Genomic DNA, 25,585 nt, shown 5'->3' on the forward strand with positions numbered 1-25,585 from the left:
GCAAGTGGCACTCAAGCAACTGAGCTTCAGCAAAAGCTGGACCAACCCGGCGGATTTTCCCACGGTGGAAACCGACGAGACGGTGATCCGGCAGGACATGCAGCAGCTTCACGACGAGACGAAAGCCTATCTGAACGGCACGCTGCTGCCGGCCATTGAGGGGGGCTTCGTGCCGGCGGGGCGGACCGTCAACGGCCACGCCCTGACGGAGGACGTGACCGTCACCAAGGGGGACGTGGGTCTGGGGCAGGTGGACAACACCGCCGACATGGACAAGCCCGTCTCCACCGCCCAAGCGGCGGCCATTCAGGCGGCGGTCATGGGCCAGATTCCGGCGGGCAGCGTGGAGAAAACCATGCTGTCCGCCGGTGTGGCGGCGGCAGTGAGCCGGGCGGAGGAGGGCGGCGGTCTGGATCAGAAGATCGCGGACACGGCTTCCCAGAGGGCGGCGCTGCTCCATGCTGCCCAGCACGGCGCTTCCGGCAGTGATCCCGTCACCCCGGCGGCCATCGGCGCGGTGGCCAAAACCGGCGACACCATGACGGGAAACTTGTCCGTCGCCGGAGCGTCCTACCCCAAGCTGTTTATCCGGGACACCACCAACGGCTCTGTGGGGCAAATTCAGCATTTCAACCATCTTTTGCAGATCATTGCCACAGAAGCGGGAAGCACCAGCAATTCCAGGCAGATCATGCTGAGCGACAAGGTCAACAAAAGCTCGCTGAGCGACGCCCTGCGGCTGGCTGAAACGAAAGATGGCGTGTCGACCTACTACAACATCCTGCACACCGGCAATCTGTCGGATGTGAATCTGGCCCGGATCCGTACGGTGGAGTACACCGGAACGGGAACGAAGAGCGTTTCCGCGGCGGTTGGCTTTGTTCCGAAGCTGGTGGTGGTGCAGCAGGTGCTGTCCGTCAGTTCCAGCGATTCGCCGTCCACACTGCCGCTGGTGTTCAACGGCGTGGGACAGGCCATGGGCCTCTATCAAAACGGCAGCAGCGGCGATCTGGAGGGGTTTGAGATCAACGTGACGGCGTTCGGGGAGACGGTCAGCTGGAACGGCACCGACTATGTGGAAGCCAACAACAAACTCAACACCACCTACCGGGTGACGGCCATCGGATGAGAGGAGGTGACGGAGTGCGGATTCTGAGAATTGCGGCCGAGGCGGACGGCTCCCGCCCGCCCATCCAGAGCTGGAGCGGAGAGTTGCCGCCGGACGGCTACGCGTGGCTGCCGGAGGCGCTGGATGACGGACGGTTTGAGGCGGCCAACGGCTTTGTGACGGTGGCGGTGGACGGGGAGAACACCGTCGCCGCCATGGAGGAGAATGCCGGGGCCAGAGCGGCCTGGCTGGCGGAGCAGGGAGACAGGGAGACGGCGGTCAGCCCGGCGGAGACCATGCTGGAGCTGCTGGCGGATCATGAGTACCGGCTGTGCCTGCTGGAGCTGGGCGCGGCGGAGTGAGAGGAGTGATGAACATGAGCAGTGTATTCAACCTGTGCAGGCTGCTGATCTTCCGGGGGAGAACGGAGGGCCTGCAGGGCAAGATGGACGCCTATCTTGCCAATGACCGCCTGACGGCGGAAGAGTACAGCCGGCTGGCGGAGCTGCTGGGGCGCGGGGTGTAAGCTATGGATGAAGTGGGGATTGAGCACCGCCTGACGGCGGTGGAAAAGCTGGCAGGGGACACGGCGGAGCATCTGGCGGCGCTGGAGAAGCGGCAGGACGATCTGGATCAGCTGACATCTGCCGTGGCGGTATTCGCCAAGGAGCAGGAGCACATCCAGGCGGACGTGAAGGAGATCAAAGCCGACGTGAAGGCCCTGACGGAAAAGCCCGGACGGCGGTGGGAGGGGCTGGTGGACAAGCTGCTGTACGCCGCGGCCGGGGCGGTGATGGCATGGGCGGCAGGGGGCGGCCTCTGACCGCCGGAAAGGAGAAAGAATGAACTGGAAAAGCAAACTGACCAGCCGCAAGCTGTGGGCCGCGGCGGCGGGCGTGGTGACGGGACTGGCCATGGCCTTTGGACTGGACGAGTCGGTGATCTCCACCGTGGCGGGCGGCATGGTGACGCTGGCGTCGGTGGTGAGCTACATCGTCACGGAGGGGGCGGTGGACGCCGCGGCGGCCCGGGGAGGCCGGGAATGAACGGCGCGGCGGTGCGGGTCTACTCCAGGGCCAAAGACGGGGCGGTGCGCCTGGCGCCCCACTTTCAGGTGCGGGAATTCGCCTGCTCCGACGGCACCGACACGGTGTTTGTCTCGCCGGAGCTGGTGGAGGTGCTGGAGAAGCTGCGGACCCATTTCGGCAGGCCGGTGCGGGTGCTCAGCGGATACCGGACGGAGGCGAAGAACAAGGCGGTGGGCGGCGCGGCCTACAGCCGCCACAAGTACGGCATGGCGGCGGACATCGCGGTGGAGGGGGTCTCCCCCTCCGCGGCGGCGGCCTGGGCCGGGACGCTGCTGGCGGACCGGGGCGGCATCGGCGTATACAAGACCTTTGTCCATGTGGACGTGCGGCCGGAGCGGAGCCGCTGGACCGGTTAAGGAGGGTGTATGGCAAATCTGTTGAAGGAAATCGCCTCGTCTGTCATCAGCAACGCGGTGAAAACGGCGGCGGCCACGGCGAAAACGGCCTCCGGGTCCGGAGGCGCGGCGGAGAAGAGCGCCCCGTCCTCCGGCAGTGAGGGCGTGGTGTCCCAGTACGACCGGCAGCTGATGAGTCAGGAGGACCTGGACGCGGTGCAGAAGTACAGCGCGGCGGCCAAGGCGGCCAGTGCGGCCGGGGATCAGCAGGGGGTGTCCAGCGCCCACAGCGCGGCGGAGGCCATCCGGTACAAATACGGCTATTCCGGCGGCCAGCAGGGGGACCAGTACATCCCGCTGGAAAAGTCCTCTGTGACCGCGGCGAAGAAATCGTCGGCCGGGGCGGACGTCAGCGGGATGCGGGAAGCGCTGCGGCAGGCCGCGGAGGCGGCGGGCCGGCAGCAGACGGAGCGCATCGACTATGAGACTGCCCGGGGCATTGCCGCCCTGGAGCAGAGCCGCCAGCAGGCGGAGGCGCAGTTCCAGACCCTGCGGGATCAGACGGATATTGACGAGCGGAAGGCCCTGGACAACCAGGCCCTCTACGCCGAGGCGCGGGGAGACCGGGGCGGCGTGGGCCGGGAGCAGTACGGCGCGGTGCAGAACACGGCGGCGGGCCGCCGGCTGGAGGTGAACCGGCGGCAGGCGGAACTGGCGGACGAGACCCGCCGTCAGATGGAGCAGCTGCGCAGCCAGGGAGAGTTTGAAAAGGCCGACGCACTGCTGGCACTGAGCCAGTCCTGCCTGTCGGAGCTGGTCGGCCTGGAGAAGTGGGCGGCGGAGTACAATCTGGACACCGCCAGGTTTCAGGCGAATCTGGACCAGTGGCGGCAGGAGTTTCTGCTGAAGGAGGGGGAGCTGCTGGGGACCTACAACGGCCGGCTTACCCTTGCGGCGCAGAAGCAGAGCGCGGCGGCGGAGCAGGAGCGGCAGAAGCTGCTCTCCGACGCGGGCACGGCACTGCTGAAGGCGGGCATCCGGCCCTCCGCCGCCCAGCTGGCAGCCATGGGAATGACGGCGGAGCAGGCGGCGGCCCAACTCCGCACCCAGTCGGCCTCCAAAACCGGCGGAGGCGGCAGCGATTCCCCCTCCGAGGAGCAGGACTACGAGGGACTGTTCCGGGCGGCCCGGGACAGCGCGGACAGCAGGAGCTTCATCGCCAACAACTACCGGCGCTACGGCTTCAACTCCGTGACGGGACTGTGGGACGCCTATCAGACCTGGGAGGTCCGGCAGCGGGACACCGGAAAGGCGCAGCTGGACTTTGACCCCGACGAGGGTGTGTTTACCTGGAACGGAGAGACGTTCAGCAACCTGCAGAAGCTGCTGACGCGGCTGTGGCAGGAGGACCTGTCCGACGGGGAGCGGAAGGCGCTGGAGCAGAAGTTCGCCCGGTGGGGCTATGACATCATCATCCCCTGACGGAATGAAAAGCCCTCCGGCAGCTGCCGGAGGGCTTTTGGCACAGGACGCTTCAAAAAAATATGCCGCAAGGAAAACTCCTTGCGGCATAGATGTATCCTCGATTATTCCTCGGGGACGATGGCGCCGTTGGGGCAGGTATCGCTGCAGCTGCCGCAGTCCAGGCAAGCACCAGCGTCGATGACGTAAGAGTCGTCGCCCTGGCTGATGGCACCGGCGGGGCAGACATCAGCGCAGGAACCGCAGCTGACGCAAGCAGAAGTGATCTTGTAGGCCATGGGAAGCACCTCCATAAAAATTTGTACGATTCATTGTACCACACCCCGCAGAAAAAGCAAGGGATTCTGTTAAATTTCAGACGGGAAATTTAATGCACTGAATCATAAACCCGGAAAAAGGCCCGCGGCAGAGGGAAATGGCGGTTATGAAACGGAGGGAAACAGGAAAAAATGACCTCGGTAAACCGAAAACGCGGCGCTGGCCGCCGGGACAGGAGGAACTGAGGAGATGGGCGAGAGACGATTTACCGCCGGGGCGGAGACCGCCCTGCGGCTGAGCCAGGCGGCGGCGGGAGAACTGGGCCACGGCTACGTGGGGACGGAGCACCTGCTGCTGGGGCTGATGCGGGAGCGGTCCGGCACGGCCCACCGGGTGCTGGAGGAGGCGGGCCTCACCGACCGCCAGATGGGGGAGATCATCCGCCGCAGCGTAGGCGTGGGAACGCCGGGGGCGGACCCGGCTCTGGGGCTGACGCCCCGGGCACGGCGGGTGGTGGAGCTGGCCATGGAGGATTCCATGCGGGGCGGCTGCGCCCTGGTGGGGACGGAGCATCTGCTCACCGGCATTCTGCGGGAGGGGGAGAACATGGCCCTGCGGGTGCTGCGGCTGGCGGGGTGCGACTGCCGCCAGCTGTACGGCGCGCTGCTGCGCCGCCGGGAGCAGGCTGCCCGGGCCTCCGCCTCCTCCGCGCCACGGCCTGCCCCGGCCCAGCGGGACGATACCCGGATCAAGACGCTGCGGGAGTTCTCCCGGGAGCTGACGGAGGAGGCCCGGGGCGGGCGGCTGGACCCGGTGATCGGCCGGGAGGCGGAGGTGACCCGGGTGATCCAGATTCTCTCCCGCCGCCGGAAGAACAACCCCTGCCTCATCGGAGAGCCGGGGGTGGGGAAAACTGCCATTGTGGAGGGGCTGGCCCAGAAGATTGTGCTGGGAGAGGTGCCTGACGAGCTGCGGGACAAGCGGATTCTGTCCCTGGACCTGTCCGCCATGGTGGCGGGCACCAAGTACCGGGGAGAGTTTGAGGAGCGGATCAAGAAGGTACTGGAGGAGACCCGGCGGGCAGGGGATGTGATCCTCTTCATCGACGAGCTGCACACCATTGTGGGGGCCGGGTCCGCCGAAGGGGCGGTGGACGCCGCCAACATCATCAAGCCCGCTCTCAGCCGGGGAGAAATCCGGGTGCTGGGGGCCACCACCCTGGACGAGTACCGCAGGCACATCGAGGGGGACCCGGCGCTGGAGCGGCGGTTTCAGCCGGTGAGCGTGGGGGAGCCGGACCGGGAGACGGCGCTGCTGATTCTGCGGGGGCTGCGGGAGAAGTATGAGCTGCACCACCGTCTGAAAATCACCGACGAGGCGCTGGAGGCGGCGGTGGACCTGTCGGGGCGGTATATCCATGACCGGTTCTGGCCCGACAAGGCGGTGGACCTGATGGACGAGGCGGCCTCCCGGGTGCGGATGGAGACGGAGGAGCCATCGGCGGAGCTGCGGAGTCTGGAGAGCAAGCTGGCGGAGGTGGGAAAGGACAAGGAGGCCGCGGCGGCCCGGCAGGACTATCAGGAGGCGGCCCGGCTGCGGGGCATTGAGGAAAACTACCTGCGCCAGCTCCGGGAGGAGCGGCAGCGGCGGCAGAACCGGGGACACCGGCCGGTGTCCGCCCGGGACGTGGCGGACGTGACGGCGGGGTGGACGGGCATCCCCGCCGCCCGGCTGACGGAGAGCGAGTCCGTCCGGCTGCTGCACCTGGAAGAGGAGCTGCGGCAGCGGGTGGTGGGCCAGCAGGAGGCCGTCCGGGCGGTGGCCCGGGCTGTCCGGCGGGGCCGTGTGGGGCTGCGGGACCCCCGGCGGCCCATGGGGTCCTTTTTGTTCCTGGGGCCCACCGGCGTGGGCAAGACGGAGCTGAGCCGCGCCCTGGCGGCGGCGGTATTCGGCGGCGAGGAATCCATGATCCGGCTGGACATGTCGGAGTACGCCGAGGCCCACACCGTGTCCCGGCTGGTGGGGTCCCCGCCGGGGTATGTGGGCCATGAGGAGGGGGGACAGCTGACGGAGAAGGTGCGCCGCCGTCCCTACGCCGTGGTGCTGCTGGACGAGATCGAAAAGGCCCATCCCGACGTGTGGAACCTGCTGCTGCAGATGCTGGAGGACGGGTTTCTCACCGACGCCCGGGGGCGGCGGGTGGATTTCCGGAACACCCTGATTGTCATGACCTCCAACGTGGGGGCGGAGCGGGTGGTTGCCGGCGGCGGACGGCTGGGCTTCGGCGGCGCCGGGGAGGAACGGGACCGGCAGGTCCGGGAGGCGGCTATGGAGGAGCTGCGGCGGACCTTCCGGCCGGAGTTCCTCAACCGGGTGGATGACATTGTGGTGTTCCGCCGGCTGACGCAGGAGGACACGGCGGAGATCGCCCGGCGGATGCTCGCGGAGACAGCCCGGCGGATGGCGGCGGTGGGCGTGGAACTGCAGGCGGACCCGGCGGCGGTGGAGGAGCTGGCCCGGGAGGGCTACGACCCCCGGTACGGCGCCCGGCCCCTGCGGCGCAGGCTGCGGGAGACCGTGGAGGACCCGGCGGCGGAGCAGCTGCTGGACGGCAGACTGAAGCGGGGCGACACCGCCCGGGTGGTGGCCGGTGAGCAGAGCGTGCGGGTGGAGCGGGAGGCGCCCCCGGCGACTTGATTTGTTCACACTTTTCCTGTATCATAAACGCAACAGCGAATGCCAACACAGGAAAGGAGCATGTTTATGCCGTTTTCATTCCATTTCGGCCCCGGCTTCGGCGGCTTTCAGCAAAGCGGGGCGGGCCCGGATTTCTCCCAGTTCCAGCAGGAACGGCCCCGGAAGGCCCGGAAGGCCCGCAAGCCCATCGGCAACGCCTTCACCCGCACGCTGCTGAACATCGGCGTGACGCTGGTGTTCGCGCTGGTGTACTTCTATCTGGAACTGCCGGCTCTGAATTTCCATGACGAGGATTTCTACCTGTTTGTGTTCCTCTGCTGCGCGGTGTACTGTATCTGCGCCGTCATCACCTCCGGGTTTCAGGGAGAGGGGGTCAAGGGATACCTCTCCTTCGTGCGCAAGCAGTGCACCGTCCCCTTCGCGGCGGTGGTGGTGCTGTTTGCCGTGATTCTGGTGGGCACCGCCGCCTCCTGGGTGGTGCTGCGGGCCAACAGCTACAGCAAGCTGCTGACGGTGGAGCCCGGCGATTTCGCCGCGGAGGTGGAGGAGATCTCCTTCCACCAGATTCCCATGCTGGACCGCAGCTCCGCCGCCCGTCTGGGCGCCCGGAAGCTGGGCGAGCTGGCGGATATGGTGTCCCAGTTCGAGGTGATGGACAACTACACCCAGATCAACTATCAGGGACGGCCTGTGCGGGTCACCTCCCTGGGCTACGCCGACATCATCAAGTGGTTCACCAACCGCTCCAACGGCCTGCCAGCCTACCTGATTGTGGACATGGTGACCCAGGACGTGGAGGTGGTGCGCCTGGAGGAGGGCATGAAATACACCACCGCCGAGCACTTCAACCGCAACCTCTACCGGCACATCCGGTTCCGCTACCCCACCTATATGTTCGCCAATCCCGTGTTTGAGATCGACGAGGAGGGCACCCCCTACTGGATCTGCCCCCGGGTGGTGCGGACCATCGGCCTGTTCGGCGGCACCGACATCCGGGGCGCCGTGCTGGTGAACGCCGTTACCGGCGAGAGCGAGTACTATGAGGAGGTCCCCGCCTGGGTGGACCAGGTGTATGTGGCGGACCTGATCATGCAGCAGTATGACTACTACGGCCTGTACAAAAACGGCTTCTTCAACTCCATCCTGGGCCAGCGGGACGTGACCCAGACCACCGACGGCTATAACTATATTGCCATCGGAGATGACGTGTATATGTATACCGGCGTTACCTCCGTTACCTCGGACCAGTCCAACATCGGCTTTCTGCTGAGCAACCAGCGGACAAAGGAGACCAAATTCTACTCCGTGGCCGGCGCCACCGAGGAGTCTGCCCAGCGGTCCGCCGAGGGCCAGGTGCAGCAGATGCGCTATGAGGCCACCTTCCCGCTGCTGCTGAACATCGCCGACCAGCCCACCTACTTCATGGCACTGAAGGACGCGGCGGGCCTGGTGAAGATGTACGCCATGGTGAACGTGGAGCAGTATCAGATCGTTTCCACCGGCACCACGGTGGCGGCATGCGAGACCAATTACCGCCAGGCGCTGGCGGAAAACGGCCTCATTGAAGAGGAGCAGGCGGAGATCATCGAACCCAGCCGGGACACGGTGTCCGGCACCATCGAGGAGATCCGCACCGCCGTTATGAACGGCGACAGCCACTATTTCCTGCGGCTGAAGGGCGATCAGCACTACTACGTCATCAGCGCCGCTGACGCCGCCGACGCCGTCATCCTCAACGTGGGCGACCGGGTGGAGATCGGTTATGACACCGAGACCTCCGGCACTCTCATCACGGCGTACAGCGTGGAGATCATCCGGGCGACGGTCGCGGCAGCGGAGGCTCCCGCGGCTCCGGAGGCCGCAACGCCGGAGGCGGAGAGTGCGGCGTGAGGTATTACACCACAGTGGAGAGTCCTGTGGGGACGCTGACCGTCATCTCTGACGGCGAGGCTGTCACAGGACTGGACTTTCCGCTGCGGCGGGGCCGCCCCCGGCCGGCACCGGAGGGAACGCGGGCGCCGGAGCTGCCGGTGCTGCGGCAGACGGAGCGGTGGCTGGCGGCCTACTTTGCCGGAGAGGACCCCGGCCCGGTGCCCCCTGTCCGCACGGAAGGCACTGCCTTTCAGGAGCGGGTGTGGGCGAAGCTGCGGGCCATTCCCTGCGGGGAGGTGACCACCTACGGCCGTATCGCCGACGCCATCGCCGCGGAGACGGGGCGGCGGCAGTCCGCCCAGGCGGTGGGCGGCGCCGTGGGCCGCAATCCGGTGGCCATTCTGATTCCCTGCCATCGGGTAGTGGGCAGCGGCGGCAGCCTCACCGGCTTCGGCGGCGGGCTGGACGCCAAGGTCCGGCTGCTGGAGACGGAGGGCGTGGACATGGCCAGGCTGTTCCGACCCAAGAGTGGCACGGCCCTGTGAATACGGAAAAAGCATCCCCCGGCCGTCAGGCCAGGGGATGTTTTGCGTTCAGGGAACGGTTTTCTGCTTCAGCTTGTAGTAGCTCCAGCAGCGGAGTCTGGAGATGAGAGACTGCTGCTCCGCACTCAGCTCCGCCTGCTTCACCACGGTGCCGTCCATCAGGGCGGCGGTCTGCTTCTGGATCACCGGCAGCTCCCGGCGCACCTGCCCCAGGCAGGCGAACCAGGGACTTTCCTCCCCGCGGCCCGTCAGCTCCAGCACCGCCTGGCCCAGATAGCAGGCGCTGATGCGGCCATCGGCAGGCAGGTCCAGGGAGGAGACGGCGCTGTCCCAGTCCAGAGCCGCGGCGGCGGCATCGTTGGCCCAGATGACGTAGGGCACCTCATAGGGGCAGTACAGGTCGGTGCGCTCCTCCTCCGCCACTGCCACCTGGGACCCAAGCTCCCGGTAGGCCAGCTGGTTGTCCCCCAGGTAAGGCAGGTGGTCGCCGAAGAACACCAGCACCACCGGCTCCTGCCGCCGGGAGAAGCGGTCCATCAGGGACCCCAGCATGGCGTCGGCGTCCCGGAGACCCTCGATATACACCCGCAGCAGGGTGTCTGACTGGTCCGACAGCGCTGCGGTGGTCTCCACGGCGGGATAGTCGTAATCCGGGCCGTACTTGTCCGCCGTGTAGGACATGTGGTTCTGGATGGTGGTGGTGAAGCTGAACACGGGGCCGTCCCCGCGTTCCAGGGCATCGTCGAACTTCTCTTCAATCAGGTCCGCCATGTATGCGTCGGTGACCCAGCGGCCCTTGTACTGCAGATCCGCCATCTCGTCGGCGAACAGCGTCTCCTCCGCGCCGAACCAGCGGTACACGTTCTCCCGGTTGTAGAACCAGTCATCGCCGGGGTGCATGAACAGCGTCTGATAGCCGTCGCTGTCAAAGACCCGGAAGAGGCTGTCCACGTTCCGGTTCACCGCCCGCAGAGCGGAGGTGGTGGTGGCGGAGAGGGCGTTGGTCTGCATGCCGGTGAGCACGTCGAACTCCGTGTTGGCGGTGCCGCCGGCAAACCCCGGCACCACAATGCGGCCGGAGACGCAGAACTGACTCGCCTGGGCAGCGTGGAGGCTGGCCAGCGGATCATTGTCCGCAGGGTAGGTAAAGGCCGGGTCATCCGTCAGGTCGGAGAAGGCCTCGTTCATCACCATAATGACGTGAACGTCCTTTCCCTGACCGGGTACGTCTCCCGTCTCCCAGCTCTCCGCCTCTGCCCGGGAATAGCCTGCCGGCTTGTCCACGGTGTAGGTGGTGAAATGGCGGCAGAAGCAGTAGGGGAAGCCCAGCTCGTTGAACACCACGGGGACGTGGTAGGCGTTGGACACGGAAAAGCTGTTGTACAGGTCGCCGGAGGCGTAGACCGTCAGAATCAGCACCGCCAGCGCGCCGCCGCTGAGAAGGGCGCCCAGGGCGCGGTACCACCAGCGCCGCAGGGCGGCGATGGGGAAGGGCCCGCACTTTGTCAGCGCCGCCAGCGCCAGCATGATCAGCGTGACCATCACCACCACGGCGATGACCCCCACGGGCCAGTGGATATCATAGCCGCCGGCGGCGGCACCGGCCTCCTTCAGAAGCCCCAGGTCCCGGGGAAACACCGGCTCGTCCCGCACCTCGATCTTGATGCGGTTGGCCACCGACAGCACCGCCCACACGCCGCCGCCCACCGCAGCCGCGGCGAATACATTCCGGAAGAGGAAGGTCAGGCACAGGATGGTCAGCCCCACAGGCAGGGCGTTGAGGACGATCAGCAGGGGCTGGCCGCGGAAAACCGCCACAATGGCCCGGAGGCTGTTGGGCTGGGCCCACAGGCACAGCAGCGTATAGAAGCCGGCCAGCAGAACGGCCAGCAGCAGCGTCCCCCACACGGGCAGGCGCAGCCGGTGAAATGAATGGTGTCGGTTCAAATCAGCAGATCCTTTCCGGAAAATTTCAAAATGTGGTATACTTATGAACACCGATATTATATAATAAAATTCTGATAAAATGCAAGCCGCCCGACCGGACGGGAAATGGATGGGATATGGGAACTCTGAGAAAACTCTCCTCTTCACAAATCATTCTCATGGGCTTCGCGGGGGCCATCCTGCTGGGAAGCCTTCTGCTGATGCTGCCCATCGCCACCCGGGACGGCGGGGGAGCCTCCTTCGGCGACGCCCTGTTCACCGCCACTTCCGCCGTCTGCGTCACCGGTCTGGTGGTGCGGGACACCGCCACCTACTGGTCCGGCTTCGGCCAGGCGGTGCTGCTGGGGCTGATTCAGGTGGGGGGCATGGGCGTGGTGACGGTGGCCATCGCGCTGTCCCTGGCCTCCGGCAAGCGCATCAGCCTCCGGCAGCGCAGCACCATGCAGGAGGCCATCTCCGCGCCCCAGGTGGGCGGCATTGTCCGGCTCACCGGCTTCATCCTGCGGACGGTGCTGGTGATGGAATTGCTGGGGGCGCTGGCGCTGTGGCCGGTGTTCGGCCGGGAGCTGGGGGTCTGGAAGGGGCTGTGGTACGGCGTTTTCCACGCGGTGTCCGCCTTCTGCAACGCGGGCTTTGACCTGATGGGCTATCGCTCCCCCTATTCCTCCCTCACCGGCTATGCCGCCCATCCGGCGGTGAACCTCACCGTGATGGCGCTGATTGTCATCGGCGGTATCGGCTTTGTGACCTGGGATGATGTGCGGACCCACGGCGTGCGCCTGCGGCGCTACCGGATGCAGAGCAAGGTGATTCTCGCCACTTCGGCACTGCTGCTGGTACTGCCGGCGCTGTATTTCTTCTTCTTTGAGCTGAAGGAACTGCCGGTGTCCCGGCGGCTGTGGGCGGCGGCGTTCCAGTCGGTCACCGCCCGGACCGCCGGCTTCAACACGGTGGACCTGACGGCCCTCAGCGAGACCGGCACCGCCGTCATGATGATCCTGATGCTCATCGGCGGCTCGCCGGGCTCCACCGCCGGCGGCATGAAAACCACCACCTTCGCGGTGCTGCTGTCCACGGCGGCATCGGTGTTCCGGCGGCGGGAGCACACCCAGTTTTTCGGCCGCCGCATTGCCGAGGACACGGTGCGCAACGCCGCCACGCTGCTGACCATGTACCTGACGCTGTTTCTGGGCGGCGGGCTGATCATGAGCCGGGTGGAGGGGCTGCCGCTGCTGACGTGCCTGTTTGAGACGGCCTCCGCCGTGGGCACGGTGGGGCTGAGCCTGGGCGTCACCCCCACGCTGGGGACGGTGTCCCGGTGCATTCTGATTCTGCTGATGTACTGCGGCCGGGTGGGCGGCCTGACGCTGATCTTCGCCGCCGCCTCCGGCACTGTGGGCAACACCGCCCGGCTGCCCCAGGAAAAACTGACCATTGGATAAGGAGGAGCCTATGAAATCCATACTGCTGATCGGCCTGGGCCGGTTCGGAAAACACGTGGCCATGAAGCTCAATGCCCTGAACCATCAGGTGATGGCGGTGGACAGCGACGAGGAGCGGGTCAACGCGGTGCTGCCCTACGTCACCAACGCCCAGATCGGCGACAGCACCAGCGAGGAGTTCCTCTCCTCCCTGGGCATCCGCAATTTCGACGCCTGCATCGTGGCCATCGGCGACAGCTTTCAGGACTCCCTGGAGACGGCGTCGCTGCTGAAGGAGCTGGGGGCCAGATACGTGTTCGCCCGGGCGGCCACCGACGTGCAGGAGAAGTTTTTGCTGCGCAACGGCGCCGACGAGGTGGTCTATCCGGAAAAGCAGCTGGCGGCCTGGACGGCCATCCGCTGCTCGTCCAACCACATTCTGGACTATGTGGAGCTGAACGAGGACTACTCCATCTACGAGCTGTCGGTGCCGGAGGAGTGGCAGGGCAAGTCGCTGATGCAGCTGGACCTGCGGAAGAAGTACGGCATCAACGTCCTCAGCGTCCGGGAAAACGGAGCGCTGAACATGGAGGTCACTCCGGAAACGGTGCTGACGGCGGACAAGACCGTCCTGGTGCTGGGACGGTACAAGTCCATCCAGAAGTGCTTCCGTATCTGAAAAACGCTGAAACTCCCCTCTGCCTGAAAACAGAGGGGAGTTTTTTGTGCTTTTATTACAAATGGTATCAGATTTCGGCGTTTTTTTCCTCCCGGACGGCGGCCACGTCGGCGGGAAGGATGGTCATCAGCTCCTCCTTGGTGACGGTGTCCAGACCGGCCACCCGGTTGGCCTGGGCAGTGAGCAGCTTTTCAAACAGGTTCCGCACGCCCCGGGCGTTGCCGAAGGAGACGGCGTCCCGGCTGGTTTCGGCGATGCAGGCCCGGACCGGCTCCCGGGCCTCCTCCGCCAGGGTGTAGCAGGCCTTTTTGCAGCGCATGTCGAAGATGGCCATCATCTCGTCCAGGGTGTAGTCATCGAAGTGGAGGAAGCGGTTGAACCGGGACTCCAGGCCGGGGTTGGAGTGGATGAAATCGTCCATCAGCCCGTCATAGCCTGCGGCGATCACCACCAGATCGTCCCGGTGGTCCTCCATGGCCTTCAGCACGGTGTCAATGGCCTCCTGGCCGAAGTCGTTGTCGCCGGTGCCGTTGAGGGCGTAGGCCTCGTCGATGAACAGCACGCCCCCCAGAGCCTGGTCAATGACCTTCCGGGTTTTGATGGCGGTCTGGCCCACGTACCCGGCTACCAGGCCGGAGCGGTCCACCTCCACCAGCTGCCCCTTGGAGAGAATGCCCAGGGAGTGGTAGATCCGGGCCATCAGCCGGGCCACGGTGGTTTTTCCGGTGCCGGGGTTGCCGGAGAACACCATGTGCAGCGACAGGTCCTCCGTGGGCAGGCCGTGTTCCCGGCGCAGCTGGTACACCCGCACCAGGTTCACCAGGGCCTTCACCTCTTTTTTCACGGCGGTGAGGCCGATGTAGCTGTCCAGCTCCGCCTGCAGGTCCTCCATTTTCTCCGGCGGCGGCGCCTCCTCCACGGCGGCGGAGGGAGCTGTCTGCCCGGCCGGCTCCGGGGCCTTTGGCTTTTCCGGCGTTTTGGGCTTTTCCGGGGCAGTCGGCTTTTCCGGCGTTTTGGGGGCGGGCGCGCCCCAGAAATCGTCCCCCATGCGGCGGAGATTGTTCTCCGTCAGCACCCGGATGGTCTCCATCTGCTGGAGAATAATATCGCCCCGGTTATTGTTTTTCATGAGGCATCCCTCTTTCCTCCATAAGATGGGTGTGGCGCAATGCCCGGAACAGCAGACCGGACAGGTAGCCGGTGAGGGTTCCGGTGAACACCGACACCACCAGCAGCACCGGCAGGTAGCACAGCGGCGCGCCGTTGCCCAGGGTGATGACGGCGGCGGCGATCTGGCCGCAGTTGTGGGCGGCGGCGCCGCCCATGGAGACGCCGTAAAGGGACAGTCCTTTCCCGTGCCGCAGCAGGGCCATCGCCGCCATGGCGGCCAGGCCCCCCAGCAGGGAGTACAGCAAGGCGTTGAAATTGCCGGCGAACATGGCCCCCAGCGTGCACCGGGCCACGAGAATCAGCAGCGCCTGCCCGGCCCCCAGGGCGTACAGGGCGAACACCGTCACCAGATTGGCAAGCCCCAGCTTCACCCCGGGCAGGGGAATCAGCAGCGACAGGGGCAGAAAATTTTCCACATAGGACATCGCCAGCGCCAGCGCCGTCAGCACGGCGCACAGCGTCAGCTGCCGGGTGGTGAGCTTCATGATCCGCCGCCCCCTTTCAGCCGATGACGGCGTCCACGCCGCCGTCATCGCCGCCGGTGAGGCGGACAGTCAGCCGGGCGGGCAGGCAGACGATGCTGCGGCCCCGGCTGCGGACGGTGCCGGTGTGGACGCAGTCCTGGGTGGGGCAGTCGGATTCCGCCACCGCCGCCCCCTCCGGGGAGAACTCCACCGTCAGGACGTAGCCGCTGGCTTCGTAGGTCCGCCGCTCCGGGCCGGAGAGACGGTCCAGGGCCACCCGGTCCACCTCCGCGCCGTCCACGGACACCACCGCCGTCAGGGCGCCGCCGTCGCCGGCGGACCCCAGGGCCAGGGCGCAGCCGCCCGCCAGCAGCAGAATCACCGCCGCCACCAGAAGGTCCCACCGGGTGGGGCACAGGTCAATGGATGACTTCATAGGCGTAGCCGGACTCCTCATACTCTTCAAATCGGCCCTCCAGACCGCCGGTGACAAGGACGCGGCTGTCCTCCGTCACCAGCACCAGATCGAAATCGTAATCCCCGGACCGCCAGAACTCCAGGGCCGCGTCCGCCCCCATGACGAACAGGGCGGTGGAGAAGGCGTCGCACATGGCGCCGTTTCCGGGGGCAGCGGGGGAGCCCTCCGATGCTCCGTTGGCGTCCGCCACCACCGTCACCGACAGCAGCCCGCTCTCCGCCGGGTATCCGGTGGCGGGATCGATGATGTGGTGATACGTTTTCCCATCCTGGGTAAAATACCGTTCGTAGCCGCCGGAGGTGACGGCGTAGCTGTCCGACAGGGTCAGAATGCAGGCGTAGCCGAATTCGCCGCGGGGGTCCCGGACGCCTACCCGCCAGGCCGAGCCGTCGGGTTTGCTGCCCCGGACGTAGACGTTGCCCCCCAGGGAGATCTTGCCGGACTCCACGCCGTTTTCCCGGAACACCGCCTCCACGCAGTCGGAGACGTAGCCCTTGGCAATGCCGCCCAGGTCCACGGACTGGCCCTCCGCCAGGGCGGCGGTGGTGCCCTCCAGGGTGATGAGCCGGCTGTCCACCAGAGGCAGCAGACGGTCCAGCACCGACTGGTCCGGCACCTGCTGGTGCTCCCCGGTGAAGCCCCAGGCGTCCATCACCGGGGCGATGGTGATGTCAAAGCTGCCGTCGGTGGCGGCGGCGTAGTCCCGGGCGGCGCAGAGCAGCTGCGCCAGGGTTTCGCTGACTGCCGCCGGAGCGCCGGCGGACCGGTTGAGGGCCGACACCTCGCTTTGTTCGCTGGTGCGGTCCAGCATGGCATCCATGGACCGGATGACCTCCTCCGACTGGCTGACGGCCTTTTCAGCGCCGCTGCCGTAAGCGGTGAGCTCCATCACCGTGTCCATGGCGAAAATCTGTGCTTCCGCTGGCTTCCGGGCGCAGCCGGACAGTGCCAGCACCAGCGCCAGAAGCAGAACTGAGAACCGTTTCATGTGTATTCCTCACTGCCGCCCGGAGAGGCTCCGGGCTTCTGTCATGGTAATTTACCGTAGTATACCACAGTTTTTGCCCCTTCTCAACCGCCCGCCGGACACTTTTCGGGCGGTACTGCTTGCAAAATGTGAAAAAGTCTGCTACAATAACACGGTGTGTCCCCACAGTTCGGATTTCCGGGGAACTTGTTGCTTGAATCCTGCCTTGGAGGTTGCCATAAATGTCTCAGAAACCCAATAAGAAAGTCAAGAAGGAAGTTCAGAAGCAGAACGAATCCATGGGAACAGCCATGTGGTTCCTGTGCGTGGGCTGTCTGGCGGAGCTCTATCTGCTGATGCTGCGCCGCTTCTTCATCAACGGCACGCTGCAGCAGGTGGTGGCCTGGGACGGGTATCTTCCCGTGTTTCGGATCGCGGGCCTGGTGCTGCTGGCCGCCGGCGTGGTGCTGACGGCGATGAAACGGAAGGAGAATTCCTGGAAGCGCCGGACCGGCGTGGCACTGACGGTGTTCGGCGCCTTCCTGGCTGTTGCGTCCTGGCTGGTGCATCACTATATGCTCACCGCCCTGTCCCCGCTGAGCTTCGTGGTGCCCGCGGTGATGGTGCTGGGCATTCTGCTGTGCCTGTATGACCGGGAGTTCGGCTGCTCTCTGGTGGTGCTGAGCCTCACGGTGCTGGTGCTGTGGCTGTGCCGTAAGGGCGTCAGCGGCTCCCCCTACCGCACGATGGTGCTGGCGGCCGCCGTGGTGTATCTGATCCTGCTGGCCGCCGCGGCGTACCTGTTCCGGAAGGCCGGGCAGGACCGGGGCATGGTGGGCAAGTACCGCGTTATGTCCCCCTCCGGCAAGGCGGCGCCCATGCTGTTCGCCTGCGGCCTGTCCGCCGCGGCCGTGGCGGTGGGCGTGTGCAGCTCCGCTGTGGCCTATTACGCCATGTGGGCTGTGGGCCTGGTGATCTTCGTGCTGGCGGTGTACTACACCGTCCGCCAGCTGTAACGCAGAATTGCAAAAACTCCCTGAACCGCGGGTCAGGGAGTTTTTTTCTTGCTCGTTGATGAAAAACCCGGGACCGCTCAGCAGGAACGGTCCCGGGATTGACAGCCTGTCTTTCGACGCGCGTCAGTCGCCGAAGAAGATGCCCATGTCCCGGGCGGTCTGAATCAGGGGATGGTCCACCGGCAGGAACTTGGTCTGGCTGGCGGCCTCCGCCAGCGGCACCGCCACGATCTCGCCGTGCTGCATGCCCACCATGTGGCCGTACTTCTTCTCCCGGATGAGCTGGGCGGCGGCCACGCCGAACTGGGTGGCCAGTACCCGGTCATAGGGGCAGGGGGGACCGCCCCGCTGATAGTGGCCGGGAACGGTGACCCGGGCCTCCTGGCCGGTGGCCTTCTCCAATTCACTGGCCAGCCGGTAGGAGATGGTGGAGTGGCCGCTGGTCTCCTTGATGCGGCGGCGCTCCTCCTCGGACAGCTGCTTGTCCTGGTCGGAGACGGCGCCCTCCGCCACGGCGATGATGGTGAAGTGGCGGCCCATCTTCTTGCGGTGCTCAATGGCGGCCACAATCTTTTCAAAGTTGTAGGGAATCTCCGGCAGCAGAATCACGTCGGCGCCGCTGGCGATGCCGGCGTGGAGGGTCAGCCAGCCGGCGTCCCGGCCCATCAGCTCCACCAGGAAGATGCGGCTGTGGGAGCTGGCGGTGGAGTGGATGTAGTCAATGACGTTGCAGCCGATGTCCACGGCGCTCTGGAAGCCGAAGGTGGTGTCGGTGCCGTAGATGTCATTGTCGATGGTCTTGGGCAGGGTCACCACGTTCATGCCGGCGTCCATCAGCAGCTTGGCGCTCTTCTGGGTGCCGTTGCCGCCCATGACCACCAGGCAGTCCAGGTTCAGCCGGTTGTAGGTGTCCCGCATGGCGGGCATCAGATCGTTGCCGTCCTCGTCCACAATGGCCTTGCCGGGGATGTAGCGCTGACGGGAGGTGCCCAGAATGGTGCCGCCCTCCGTCAGAATGCCGCAGAAGTCGTCATACTCCATGAACTTGTAATCCCCGTCAATGAGGCCCCGGTAGCCGTCATACATGCCGAAGATCTCCACATTGTTGTCCAGATGCTGGAACAGGGCCTTGCCCACGCCGCGGATGGCGGCATTCAGACCCTGACAGTCGCCGCCGCTGGTGACGAGGCCCACTCGGGTGATGCGTTTCATGCTCGTTCCTCCTGTTCAATGATACTGAGGGTATCATAGCGGATTTTTCCTGCTCCGTCAATCGGTCCGGAGAAAGTGTTACGGAAAATTCATGCTTGCGAAATCGTTTGTTCTCACGAAAACAGCTGGGAAAGCTTCTCAAAAATGGAGTAGTTGGGCTTGGCGGGGGCGCCCGCGGCGATGTCCGCCCGCACCTCGAACACCCGCTGCCAGGGGAAGGACCAGTTGGATATCGTCATGCTGCCCCAGCCGGAGACGCCGCCCTCGCCGGCCCGGTAGGCGGGCAGGTCCGTAATGAAGTTGCTGCGGGACAGGTTTTTCAGCACCGGCGCGGTGCTTTTGGCCATGGCGCTCTCCAGCTTCTGCCGCACCGCCTCCGTGTCAATGGGGGGCGCGTAGAAGTTGTTGGGGTCCCCGCCCAGCTCCCGGACGTAGGCGCTGATGTCATTGCGGACGGTGTTGCGGTAGCAGAAGTCCAGCACCAGGCTCTCCGCCAGGCTCTCCCGGAAGGCGGTGTTGGCCAGGTCGCCGGGATCGTTGCCCTGACACAGCCAGGCGTACCGGGCCACGCCGTGGCTCAGGGCGGTGCCGGTGACAATGGCCATGTCCAGAAAGCCGGAGTAGCCCAGCAGTAGCCCCAGATCGTACTCCTTCACCAGTGCGTCATGGAAGGCGGTGCCGTAGCGGTTGTTGGCGGCGTCCATGAGAACGGTGGGGATGCCGCCTGCGTGATTTTCCTTCAGTCGGGCGATGAGGGCCTGATAATACTCCCGGCTTCGCCCCTCGTCCTCCGGCTGGGTCAGCACCACCAGCTGCAGGTCCGCCGATGCCGGGTCCGCGCAGGACCGCAGGCCGAAAAAGTCCAGATGCTCCGCCACGATGGCGTCCAGGGGCTGGTAGTCATAGGCGCAGGCGGGCCGGTCCTCGGTGCCGCCGAAGTATGCCACGGACACCTCCGCGCCCTCCCAGCCGATCTCCTCCAGATAGAGCTTCGCCGCCGCCTTGAAGGCCAGGTCATCCACGCCGGAGAGGAGGGCGTCCCCCTCCCGCAGCCGGCTCCGCAGGCAGGCAATCTCGTTTTTCTGAATGCTGTCCGCCTCGGAGGAGTCATCAATGCCGATCAGCACCCGGAAGCGCTCATAGCCGCCGCTCCGGACCGTGTGGAGCATCCGCTCCGACAGGGCCAGCTTCCTGCTCCGGGCGGCAAGGTAGGAGTCCACCTGCTCCTCCGTCAGACCGAAGTCCGCCGGCTCCAGGGGCGCTCCGCCGCCGGACAGGCGGTAGTGGGAGAGAATGTTCTCCACCGTCAGCCCTTCGCCCTCCAGGGTGGGCCGGGGCTGCATGCCGTACTCCCGTAGGGCGTTGTACTCCTCAATGCCGAAGCCGTCGTAGCCGCAGGTGGGGGCCAGGCGCATGACGCTGTCCAGCAGCCACACCCGGTTGTTTTCATCGGCGGCCAGAGTCCGCAGCAGCTCCTCCAGCAGTGCCTCCTCCGTCAGCGTCCGGCCGTCGGACAACGTGACGGGATGGCCCGATCCCATGTGGCGGGAGTTCACCAGCCCGCCGGAGAGCAGCTGGTCCATGGAGAGGATGTAGCGGTCACAGCCGCCTTCCTCCTGCTCCAGCACCCATTCATACAGAGCGGCCCGGTCGCCGTACTGGGTGCCGTTTTCGTTGAGGGGCTGGCTGTCCAGCTTGGTGGCGTACCGGTCCTCCTCCGGCATCACCAGCCGGTAGCCCAGGGAGTTGGCCAGATACTCCACCCGCTCCACGTTGTCGGGCCGGTCATCCAGGGGCACGTAGGCGATGTCCCCCAGGCGGAGGGAAGGCTCCGGCCGGGGCTGGGAGGCGGCGGTGCCGCCGCAGCCGGACAGCAGGGCGCAGCACAGCAGGGCGGCCAGCAGCCGTGTTTTTTTCATGGGAACCTCCTTTTAGCGCAGCAGCCTGCATGCGCACATGCAGGCTGCTGAAAATGGTCAGAAAAGGCTTACGGCGTCGGGGAAGAACACGCTGAGAAGAAGCAGCAACAGGGCGAAAACGGCTATCAGCACCAAAAAATTGAGCCGGGACCGGTTTTGCCTGCGCCAGCCGTCATAGCGCATGTCCTCTGTGTCGCCAAATTTTTCCTCGCGGATCTGGTCGATTGCCTGAAACCACTGTTTCACATCTGATTCCTCCAATCGTCAAAAGAATGGGGAAAGGGCGGGAACCCAGCGGGTTTCCGCAAAGGGAGGGGACAGGGGACCGTAGGTCCCCGTTTTCGTCCGCCCGCAGGCGGACAAAAGAAGAGAAATCATTTTCCCGGCGACACGGAGTGCGTCTCCTCGCGGCATAGCCGCTGTGGCCTACGCTAAAAACATGCCACTGGCATGTTTTTTAACGCTGCGGCGGCGGGAAAATACCTTGACTCAGCCGCCCTGGGCGGCGTCACCAGTGACCGACGTCACTGGTGAGGGGGAATCTACTGCGCAGCCGTTAGCAGCTTTGCTGCTTTACGGATGCGGCGTACCCCTTGCGGGTAAAGGGGGGACGAAGCCCCCTCTTTAAGGCCCCTCAAAGCCCGAACGCCCCCAGGTTCAGGGAGCCGGTGATGCCCTCCATGCCCTTGTCCATGGCCTCGCCGGCCTGGCGCAGCGCCTCGTTGACGGCGGAGACCACCAGGTCCTGCAGCATCTCCACATCCTCCGGGTCCACAGCCTCCGGCTGGATGGTGACGGCCAGCACTTCCTTCTTGCCGTTGACCTTGGCGGACACCACGCCGCCGCCCACGGTGGCGGTGAACTCCTGGGCCTCGATGGAGGCCTGGGTGTCGCTCATGGCCTGCTGCATCTCCTGAATCTTCTGCTGCATTTCAGCCTGACGCTGGGCGCCGGTGGGGCGCATACTGCCGTTGGAAAAACCGCGGCGGGCACTGTAACTCATGATTCGTTCTCCTTTTTTTCGTAGATTTATTTGATGGTGATGGCGTCAAATTGACTGCCGAATTGAATGAGGTTTTTGCGCAGGTCCTCCGGGGAGGACTTGGGAGGCTCGCCCACCACCAGACGCACCGTCACCGGTTCGCCGGTCAGGGAGGCACCGCTGTCCCGCAGGGCGCTGAGCACCCGCTCGTTGTCCAGCCGGCCCCGGGTCATGTCGTCGGGGGCGAACACCGTGATGACGCTGCCCTCCACCGTGCCCCGGCATACGTCCAGAAACGCCCGGTACATGGGCGGCAGCGCGCCCTTCGCGCCCTCGGACACCTCCCGCCACACGGCGGCGCCGGCGGCGGAGGGAGCGGCAGCGGCAGGCGCCGTCTCCGCGGGGATGGCGGGACCGCCGGCTTTCGGCATCTCCGGAGAAACCGGAGCAGGTGCCGGTATGGGTTCGGGCACCGGCGGGGAAGGCTGCGGCCGGACCGGTGCCGCCTTCCGGGGCGGCTCATCCCAGGGAATGTCGCGGAACCGCTCCGGCGGTTCCTCCGGCAGGGGCGGTTCTTCCGGCAGCGGCGGTTCCTCCGGCAGGGGAGGCTCTTCCGGCAGCGGCGGCTCCTCCCAAGGCGGCGGGTCCATGGGCGGCGGGGCCTTCCGGACGGGCTGTTCCGGCTTGGGGGCCGGGGCGGGAGCGTCGGAAGCCTGGACCCGCAGGGCGGCGGGCAGGGCGGCCATCCGCTCCTCCAGCCTGGTCATCCGGGCGGTGAGGGCGGTGACGTCGCCGCAAAGTCCTTCGTCGCACAGCCGCAGAAGGCACAGCTCTGCGTCGGTGCGGCGGTTGGCGCTGGCGTAAAGGTTGGCGGTGGTCTGCTGCAGCTGGGTGGCCAGGAACAGCAGCCGGTTGGCGGACAGGTCCTTTCCCAGCCGGTCCAGCACGGCGGAGTCGTAGCCGCCGGAGAGCAGCGCCGCGCCGCCCTCGGGGGCGGTTCTGCGCAGCAGCAGGTCCCGGGTCAGGGTGGACAGCTCGCCCAGAATGGCGCTGACGTCCTTGCCGCCGGCGTACAGCTCATCCAGCAGCAGCAGCGCCGACCGGGCGTCCCGCCCCTTGATGTGCTCCATCAGCTTCGCGGTCTGCAGGTTGCCCGCAAGACCCAGCACCTCCAGAACCGCGGCGCTGTCCACTGTGCCGCCGGCGGCGGCGCACTGATCCAGCAGGGACAGGCCGTCCCGCAGGGCGCCGTCGGCCAGCCGGGACAGCAGCTCCGCGCCGTCGGCGGTGAGGTCGATATTCTCCTCCCGGGCCACGTACCGCAGCCGGGCGGCGATGTCCTCCGGCAGGATGCGCTTGAAGGAGAACCGCTGGCAGCGGGAGAGGATGGTGGCGGGGACCTTGTGCAGCTCCGTGGTGGCCAGAATGAAAATCAGGTGCTCCGGCGGCTCCTCCAGGATTTTCAGCAGGGCGTTGAAGGCGGAGATGGACAGCATGTGAACCTCGTCGATGATGTACACACGCTTTTTCACGTTGGCGGGGGCGTAGACGGCCTCGTCCCGCAGGGCGCGGACCTGATCCACGCCGTTGTTGGAGGCGGCGTCCAGCTCCAGCACGTCCAGAAAGCTGCCGTTTTCAATGCCCAGGCAGGAGGGGCAGCGGCAGCAGGGATTGCCGTTTTCCGGGGCCTCGCAGTTCACCGCCTTGGCCAGAATCTTGGCGCAGGTGGTTTTGCCGGTGCCCCGGGTGCCGGTGAAGAGGTAGGCATGGGAGGTGCGCCCCTCGGCCACCTGCTTTTGCAGCGTCTCAGTGATATGGGACTGGCCCGTCACGTCGGCAAACGTCTTGGGCCGCCATTTGCGGTACAGGGCCTGATACATGGGCCGCCTCCCTTCGGAAAATCGGATGGAAACGCAAAAACTCCTCCGTATGCAGCTGCGGAACCGGAGCCCTCGCGGCACATGGAACATCCCGCTTAATGCTGCTCGGTTCCCCGCCTGACATGATTCACGGGCATCCATTGCGCGAGACCGGCTCCGCAGCTGCATGCGGAGGAATTCATCATAGCGTTCCTATTTTACTATAAAGATTTCAATTAATCAACTGAAAAATACGGACTTTTGAAAAATCCGCTTGACCCCATTGAAATTTGTGGTATAATAACATCTGCCGCTGGGGATCTGGCGGCAATATGGGCCTGTAGCTCAGCTGGGAGAGCGTTCGGTTCGCATCCGAGAGGTCGAGAGTTCGAGTCTCTTCAGGTCCACCAATAAAAATGCCACGACAAAAGTCGTGGCATTTTTATTGGGCTTCGGTCCGGCGGAGCGGCCCTCAGCGCCATTTTATCATTTAACGGCGGAAATGAATTCCGCCTATGATAATTCTCCGCTTCGCTCCGAATTGACGCGCCACTCGGCGCGGCCGCCAGAAGACGGCATCTATAGTGTTTTGATATTACACGTCGCCGCGGACGTCATATCGTTCGCGGCGACTTTTTATAAAAAGTCACCTCTCACTCATTTTGTCGCGGCTCCTTTCCAAACCGAACCCGCTGCGCTGGGCTTCGGTTTGGTTTTTGGTGCGGAACGAAAGGCCATGGCATCTATAGTGTTGCGATGTTATAATGAAAAACCACGACATTTGTCGTGGTTTTTTCATTGGATTCCGCGCCGTACAGCGGCGATCCACCCTCCGGCAATTGAAATGCTCGGCGGAACTGAATTCCACCTCCGCCAAGGTTTTGCCTGCGGCAAAACGCTTGTGACGCGCCGCTCGGCGCGGCCGCCGGAAGGCGGCATCCATAGTGCCGCAATGCCGCAAAAAGAAAGACACGACTTGCGTCGTGTCTTTCTTTTTTGCTTCGCTGCCGTTGGCCGCTTCGCCCGGGTGTTTCTTTGAGGACTGCTTACTCGCCCAGGCAGCGGTACAGGAAGGTGACGATCTGGGCCCGGGTGCAGTCATTGCTGGGGCTGAAGGTAGTGGCGGTGGTGCCGCCGGTAATACCGTTGGCCACGGCCCACAGGACTGCGTCGGCGTAGTAGGCGCCGGCCGCCACGTCGGTGAAGGAATTCACGCCGCCGGCGGCGGGGCTGCCCTGAGACCGCCACAGGAAGGTGACGATCTGGGCCCGGGTGCATTTCGCGTTGGGGGTAAAGGTGGTGTCAGTGGTACCCTTGGTGATGCCGTTCTCCACAGCCCACAGCACCGCCTGCTCGTAGTAGCTGCCCGCGGCCACGTCGGTGAAGGGCATTTCGCTGCTCTCGGGAGCGGGGCAGCCGGCGGCGCGCCACAGGAAGGTGACGGCCTGGGCACGGGTGCAGGGATTGGAGGGGCTGAAGTGGGTGGCGTCAGTGCCGCCGGTGATGCCGTTTCCGGCGGCCCACAGCACCGCGTCGGTGTAGTAGGCGTCGGCGGGCACATCCACGAAGGGATTGTCAGCCACGGCGGTGCCGTCCGGCGTGAACACGGCGGTGACGGTCACTCTGGAGGAGTTCATGACAAAGGTGTACACGCCGTTCTTTTCGGTGAACCGCACGTTGTCGCCGTTCCGGTCCACAATGGACAGCTTGGAGAGGACATAACCCTTGTCGGGCTGGACGGTCAGGGTGACGGTGTCACCCTGGCGGACGCTGGTGCTGTCCGCGGTGACCGTACCGTGGGCGATGTCCTCAATGAAGACGTTCTCGCTGACAGCGCTGCCGCCGCCACCGCCGCCGCCACCGCCGCCACCGGAGGGCGCCACGTACTCGCTCCAGCCGATGGCGAAGGGAGACAGGCTGGTGACCGTGAACCGGATGCCGGTGTCGGTCTTGGTGGGGGTGATGCGCTCAATGTCGCCGATGGTGTGGCTGTTCATGTCCGTGGTGAACATGTGGATGACGGTGAAGGTGTAGCTGCTGTCCGTGTTGCCCAGATCCGTGTAGGGAATGAACACGGTGATGCCGC

Annotated in this window: 26 protein-coding genes, 1 tRNA gene and 1 other RNA gene; 15 read left to right on the plus strand and 13 right to left on the minus strand. The window is 65.4% G+C overall.

Translation table 11 applies throughout. From position 1 onward, the window contains the following. Positions 1 to 4 precede the first annotated feature (4 nt). Genes SOX55_RS04890 through SOX55_RS04920 form a run of 7 tightly spaced genes read left to right on the plus strand, consistent with a single transcriptional unit; the run spans position 5 to position 4,013 of the window. Positions 5 to 1,129, plus strand: coding sequence for a hypothetical protein (locus SOX55_RS04890; protein ID WP_325286317.1), 1,125 nt, complete (start codon positions 5 to 7; stop codon positions 1,127 to 1,129). Between the two features lie 14 nt (positions 1,130 to 1,143). After that, a complete protein-coding gene (locus SOX55_RS04895; RefSeq protein WP_325286318.1) occupies positions 1,144 to 1,470 on the plus strand; it encodes a hypothetical protein in 327 nt (108 codons plus the stop codon). A gap of 14 nt (positions 1,471 to 1,484) precedes the next feature. Then, the gene (locus SOX55_RS04900) at positions 1,485 to 1,634 is read left to right on the plus strand and encodes a hypothetical protein (protein ID WP_325286319.1); all 150 of its coding nucleotides are present in this window, start codon (positions 1,485 to 1,487) and stop codon (positions 1,632 to 1,634) included. Positions 1,635 to 1,637: 3 nt separating this feature from the next. After that, entirely contained in the window at positions 1,638 to 1,931 is a 294-nt protein-coding gene (locus SOX55_RS04905; protein WP_325286320.1) for a hypothetical protein, read from the plus strand. Positions 1,932 to 1,950: 19 nt separating this feature from the next. Beyond that, complete coding sequence (locus SOX55_RS04910; RefSeq protein ID WP_325286321.1) at positions 1,951 to 2,154, plus strand: hypothetical protein; 204 nt, start codon at positions 1,951 to 1,953, stop codon at positions 2,152 to 2,154. Next, entirely contained in the window at positions 2,151 to 2,552 is a 402-nt protein-coding gene (locus tag SOX55_RS04915) for a YcbK family protein (RefSeq protein ID WP_325286322.1), read from the plus strand. The genes SOX55_RS04910 and SOX55_RS04915 overlap by 4 nt, the downstream gene beginning before the upstream one ends. A gap of 9 nt (positions 2,553 to 2,561) precedes the next feature. Then, complete coding sequence (locus tag SOX55_RS04920; protein ID WP_325286323.1) at positions 2,562 to 4,013, plus strand: hypothetical protein; 1,452 nt, start codon at positions 2,562 to 2,564, stop codon at positions 4,011 to 4,013. 104 nt (positions 4,014 to 4,117) lie between these two features. Here the strand turns inward: SOX55_RS04920 and SOX55_RS04925 are convergent, their stop codons facing one another. Then, positions 4,118 to 4,291, minus strand: a complete 174-nt coding sequence (locus SOX55_RS04925) for a DUF362 domain-containing protein (RefSeq protein WP_325286324.1) — start codon at positions 4,289 to 4,291, stop codon at positions 4,118 to 4,120. Between the two features lie 229 nt (positions 4,292 to 4,520). Between SOX55_RS04925 and SOX55_RS04930 the strand changes: the two genes are divergently transcribed. From SOX55_RS04930 to SOX55_RS04940, 3 genes are all read left to right on the plus strand, one after another. Then, the gene (locus SOX55_RS04930) at positions 4,521 to 6,968 is read left to right on the plus strand and encodes an ATP-dependent Clp protease ATP-binding subunit (RefSeq protein ID WP_325286325.1); all 2,448 of its coding nucleotides are present in this window, start codon (positions 4,521 to 4,523) and stop codon (positions 6,966 to 6,968) included. 66 nt (positions 6,969 to 7,034) lie between these two features. Beyond that, positions 7,035 to 8,858, plus strand: a complete 1,824-nt coding sequence (locus SOX55_RS04935; protein ID WP_325286326.1) for a CvpA family protein — start codon at positions 7,035 to 7,037, stop codon at positions 8,856 to 8,858. Next, the gene (locus SOX55_RS04940; protein WP_325286327.1) at positions 8,855 to 9,385 is read left to right on the plus strand and encodes a methylated-DNA--[protein]-cysteine S-methyltransferase; all 531 of its coding nucleotides are present in this window, start codon (positions 8,855 to 8,857) and stop codon (positions 9,383 to 9,385) included. The genes SOX55_RS04935 and SOX55_RS04940 overlap by 4 nt, the downstream gene beginning before the upstream one ends. 48 nt (positions 9,386 to 9,433) lie before the next feature. On the opposite strand, the gene SOX55_RS04945 is transcribed toward SOX55_RS04940, so the two are convergent. Further along, a complete protein-coding gene (locus tag SOX55_RS04945; RefSeq protein ID WP_325286328.1) occupies positions 9,434 to 11,332 on the minus strand; it encodes an LTA synthase family protein in 1,899 nt (632 codons plus the stop codon). Positions 11,333 to 11,448: 116 nt separating this feature from the next. Here SOX55_RS04945 and SOX55_RS04950 point away from each other — a divergent pair, with 116 nt between their 5' ends. Both SOX55_RS04950 and SOX55_RS04955 read left to right on the plus strand, forming a co-directional pair. Further along, positions 11,449 to 12,774, plus strand: a complete 1,326-nt coding sequence (locus SOX55_RS04950; RefSeq protein ID WP_325286329.1) for a TrkH family potassium uptake protein — start codon at positions 11,449 to 11,451, stop codon at positions 12,772 to 12,774. Between the two features lie 10 nt (positions 12,775 to 12,784). Further along, positions 12,785 to 13,432, plus strand: a complete 648-nt coding sequence (locus SOX55_RS04955) for a potassium channel family protein (protein ID WP_325286330.1) — start codon at positions 12,785 to 12,787, stop codon at positions 13,430 to 13,432. A gap of 67 nt (positions 13,433 to 13,499) precedes the next feature. Here SOX55_RS04955 and SOX55_RS04960 read toward each other — a convergent pair whose 3' ends face one another. Genes SOX55_RS04960 through SOX55_RS04975 form a run of 4 tightly spaced genes read right to left on the minus strand, consistent with a single transcriptional unit; the run spans position 13,500 to position 16,532 of the window. After that, the gene (locus SOX55_RS04960) at positions 13,500 to 14,561 is read right to left on the minus strand and encodes an AAA family ATPase (protein WP_325286331.1); all 1,062 of its coding nucleotides are present in this window, start codon (positions 14,559 to 14,561) and stop codon (positions 13,500 to 13,502) included. After that, the gene (locus SOX55_RS04965; RefSeq protein WP_325286332.1) at positions 14,548 to 15,087 is read right to left on the minus strand and encodes a Gx transporter family protein; all 540 of its coding nucleotides are present in this window, start codon (positions 15,085 to 15,087) and stop codon (positions 14,548 to 14,550) included. Before SOX55_RS04965 ends, SOX55_RS04960 begins: the two co-directional genes overlap by 14 nt. Before the next feature lie 16 nt (positions 15,088 to 15,103). Next, the gene (locus SOX55_RS04970; protein WP_325286333.1) at positions 15,104 to 15,502 is read right to left on the minus strand and encodes a NusG domain II-containing protein; all 399 of its coding nucleotides are present in this window, start codon (positions 15,500 to 15,502) and stop codon (positions 15,104 to 15,106) included. Continuing rightward, positions 15,486 to 16,532 (minus strand): FAD:protein FMN transferase, encoded by a 1,047-nt coding sequence (locus SOX55_RS04975; protein WP_325286334.1) that lies wholly within the window; start codon positions 16,530 to 16,532, stop codon positions 15,486 to 15,488. Before SOX55_RS04975 ends, SOX55_RS04970 begins: the two co-directional genes overlap by 17 nt. 221 nt (positions 16,533 to 16,753) lie before the next feature. On the opposite strand from SOX55_RS04975, the gene SOX55_RS04980 reads away from it, so the two are divergent. Next, positions 16,754 to 17,527, plus strand: coding sequence for a hypothetical protein (locus tag SOX55_RS04980; RefSeq protein ID WP_325286335.1), 774 nt, complete (start codon positions 16,754 to 16,756; stop codon positions 17,525 to 17,527). A 123-nt stretch (positions 17,528 to 17,650) separates the two neighbouring features. Here the strand turns inward: SOX55_RS04980 and SOX55_RS04985 are convergent, their stop codons facing one another. The 6 genes from SOX55_RS04985 to ffs all read right to left on the minus strand — a co-directional run bounded on the left by SOX55_RS04985 (position 17,651) and on the right by ffs (position 23,677). Next, the gene (locus SOX55_RS04985) at positions 17,651 to 18,739 is read right to left on the minus strand and encodes a 6-phosphofructokinase (protein ID WP_442873609.1); all 1,089 of its coding nucleotides are present in this window, start codon (positions 18,737 to 18,739) and stop codon (positions 17,651 to 17,653) included. A gap of 113 nt (positions 18,740 to 18,852) precedes the next feature. Beyond that, on the minus strand, positions 18,853 to 20,658 hold the full coding sequence (locus SOX55_RS04990; RefSeq protein WP_325286336.1) for a DUF4127 family protein: 1,806 nt from the start codon (positions 20,656 to 20,658) through the stop codon (positions 18,853 to 18,855). 57 nt (positions 20,659 to 20,715) lie between these two features. Further along, positions 20,716 to 20,904, minus strand: a complete 189-nt coding sequence (locus SOX55_RS04995) for a hypothetical protein (RefSeq protein WP_325286337.1) — start codon at positions 20,902 to 20,904, stop codon at positions 20,716 to 20,718. 388 nt (positions 20,905 to 21,292) lie between these two features. Further along, the gene (locus tag SOX55_RS05000) at positions 21,293 to 21,661 is read right to left on the minus strand and encodes a YbaB/EbfC family nucleoid-associated protein (RefSeq protein ID WP_442873610.1); all 369 of its coding nucleotides are present in this window, start codon (positions 21,659 to 21,661) and stop codon (positions 21,293 to 21,295) included. A gap of 26 nt (positions 21,662 to 21,687) precedes the next feature. Further along, on the minus strand, positions 21,688 to 23,520 hold the full coding sequence (gene dnaX / locus SOX55_RS05005; RefSeq protein WP_325286338.1) for a DNA polymerase III subunit gamma/tau: 1,833 nt from the start codon (positions 23,518 to 23,520) through the stop codon (positions 21,688 to 21,690). Between the two features lie 57 nt (positions 23,521 to 23,577). Then, positions 23,578 to 23,677, minus strand: an RNA gene (gene ffs / locus SOX55_RS05010) — signal recognition particle sRNA small type. 156 nt (positions 23,678 to 23,833) lie between these two features. Between ffs and SOX55_RS05015 the strand changes: the two genes are divergently transcribed. Continuing rightward, positions 23,834 to 23,909: transfer RNA gene (locus SOX55_RS05015), tRNA-Ala, on the plus strand. Positions 23,910 to 23,932: 23 nt separating this feature from the next. Then, positions 23,933 to 24,538: a hypothetical protein gene (locus SOX55_RS05020; protein WP_325286339.1), complete on the plus strand. Its 606-nt coding sequence runs from the start codon at positions 23,933 to 23,935 to the stop codon at positions 24,536 to 24,538. A gap of 7 nt (positions 24,539 to 24,545) precedes the next feature. Here the strand turns inward: SOX55_RS05020 and SOX55_RS05025 are convergent. Further along, the coding region (locus SOX55_RS05025) for an S-layer homology domain-containing protein (protein ID WP_325286340.1) at positions 24,546 to 25,585 on the minus strand (1,040 nt) is incomplete at its 5' end.

It is taken from the genome of Dysosmobacter sp. (genome assembly GCF_034093755.1).
In the GTDB taxonomy this organism is placed as follows: Bacteria; Bacillota; Clostridia; order Oscillospirales; family Oscillospiraceae; genus Oscillibacter.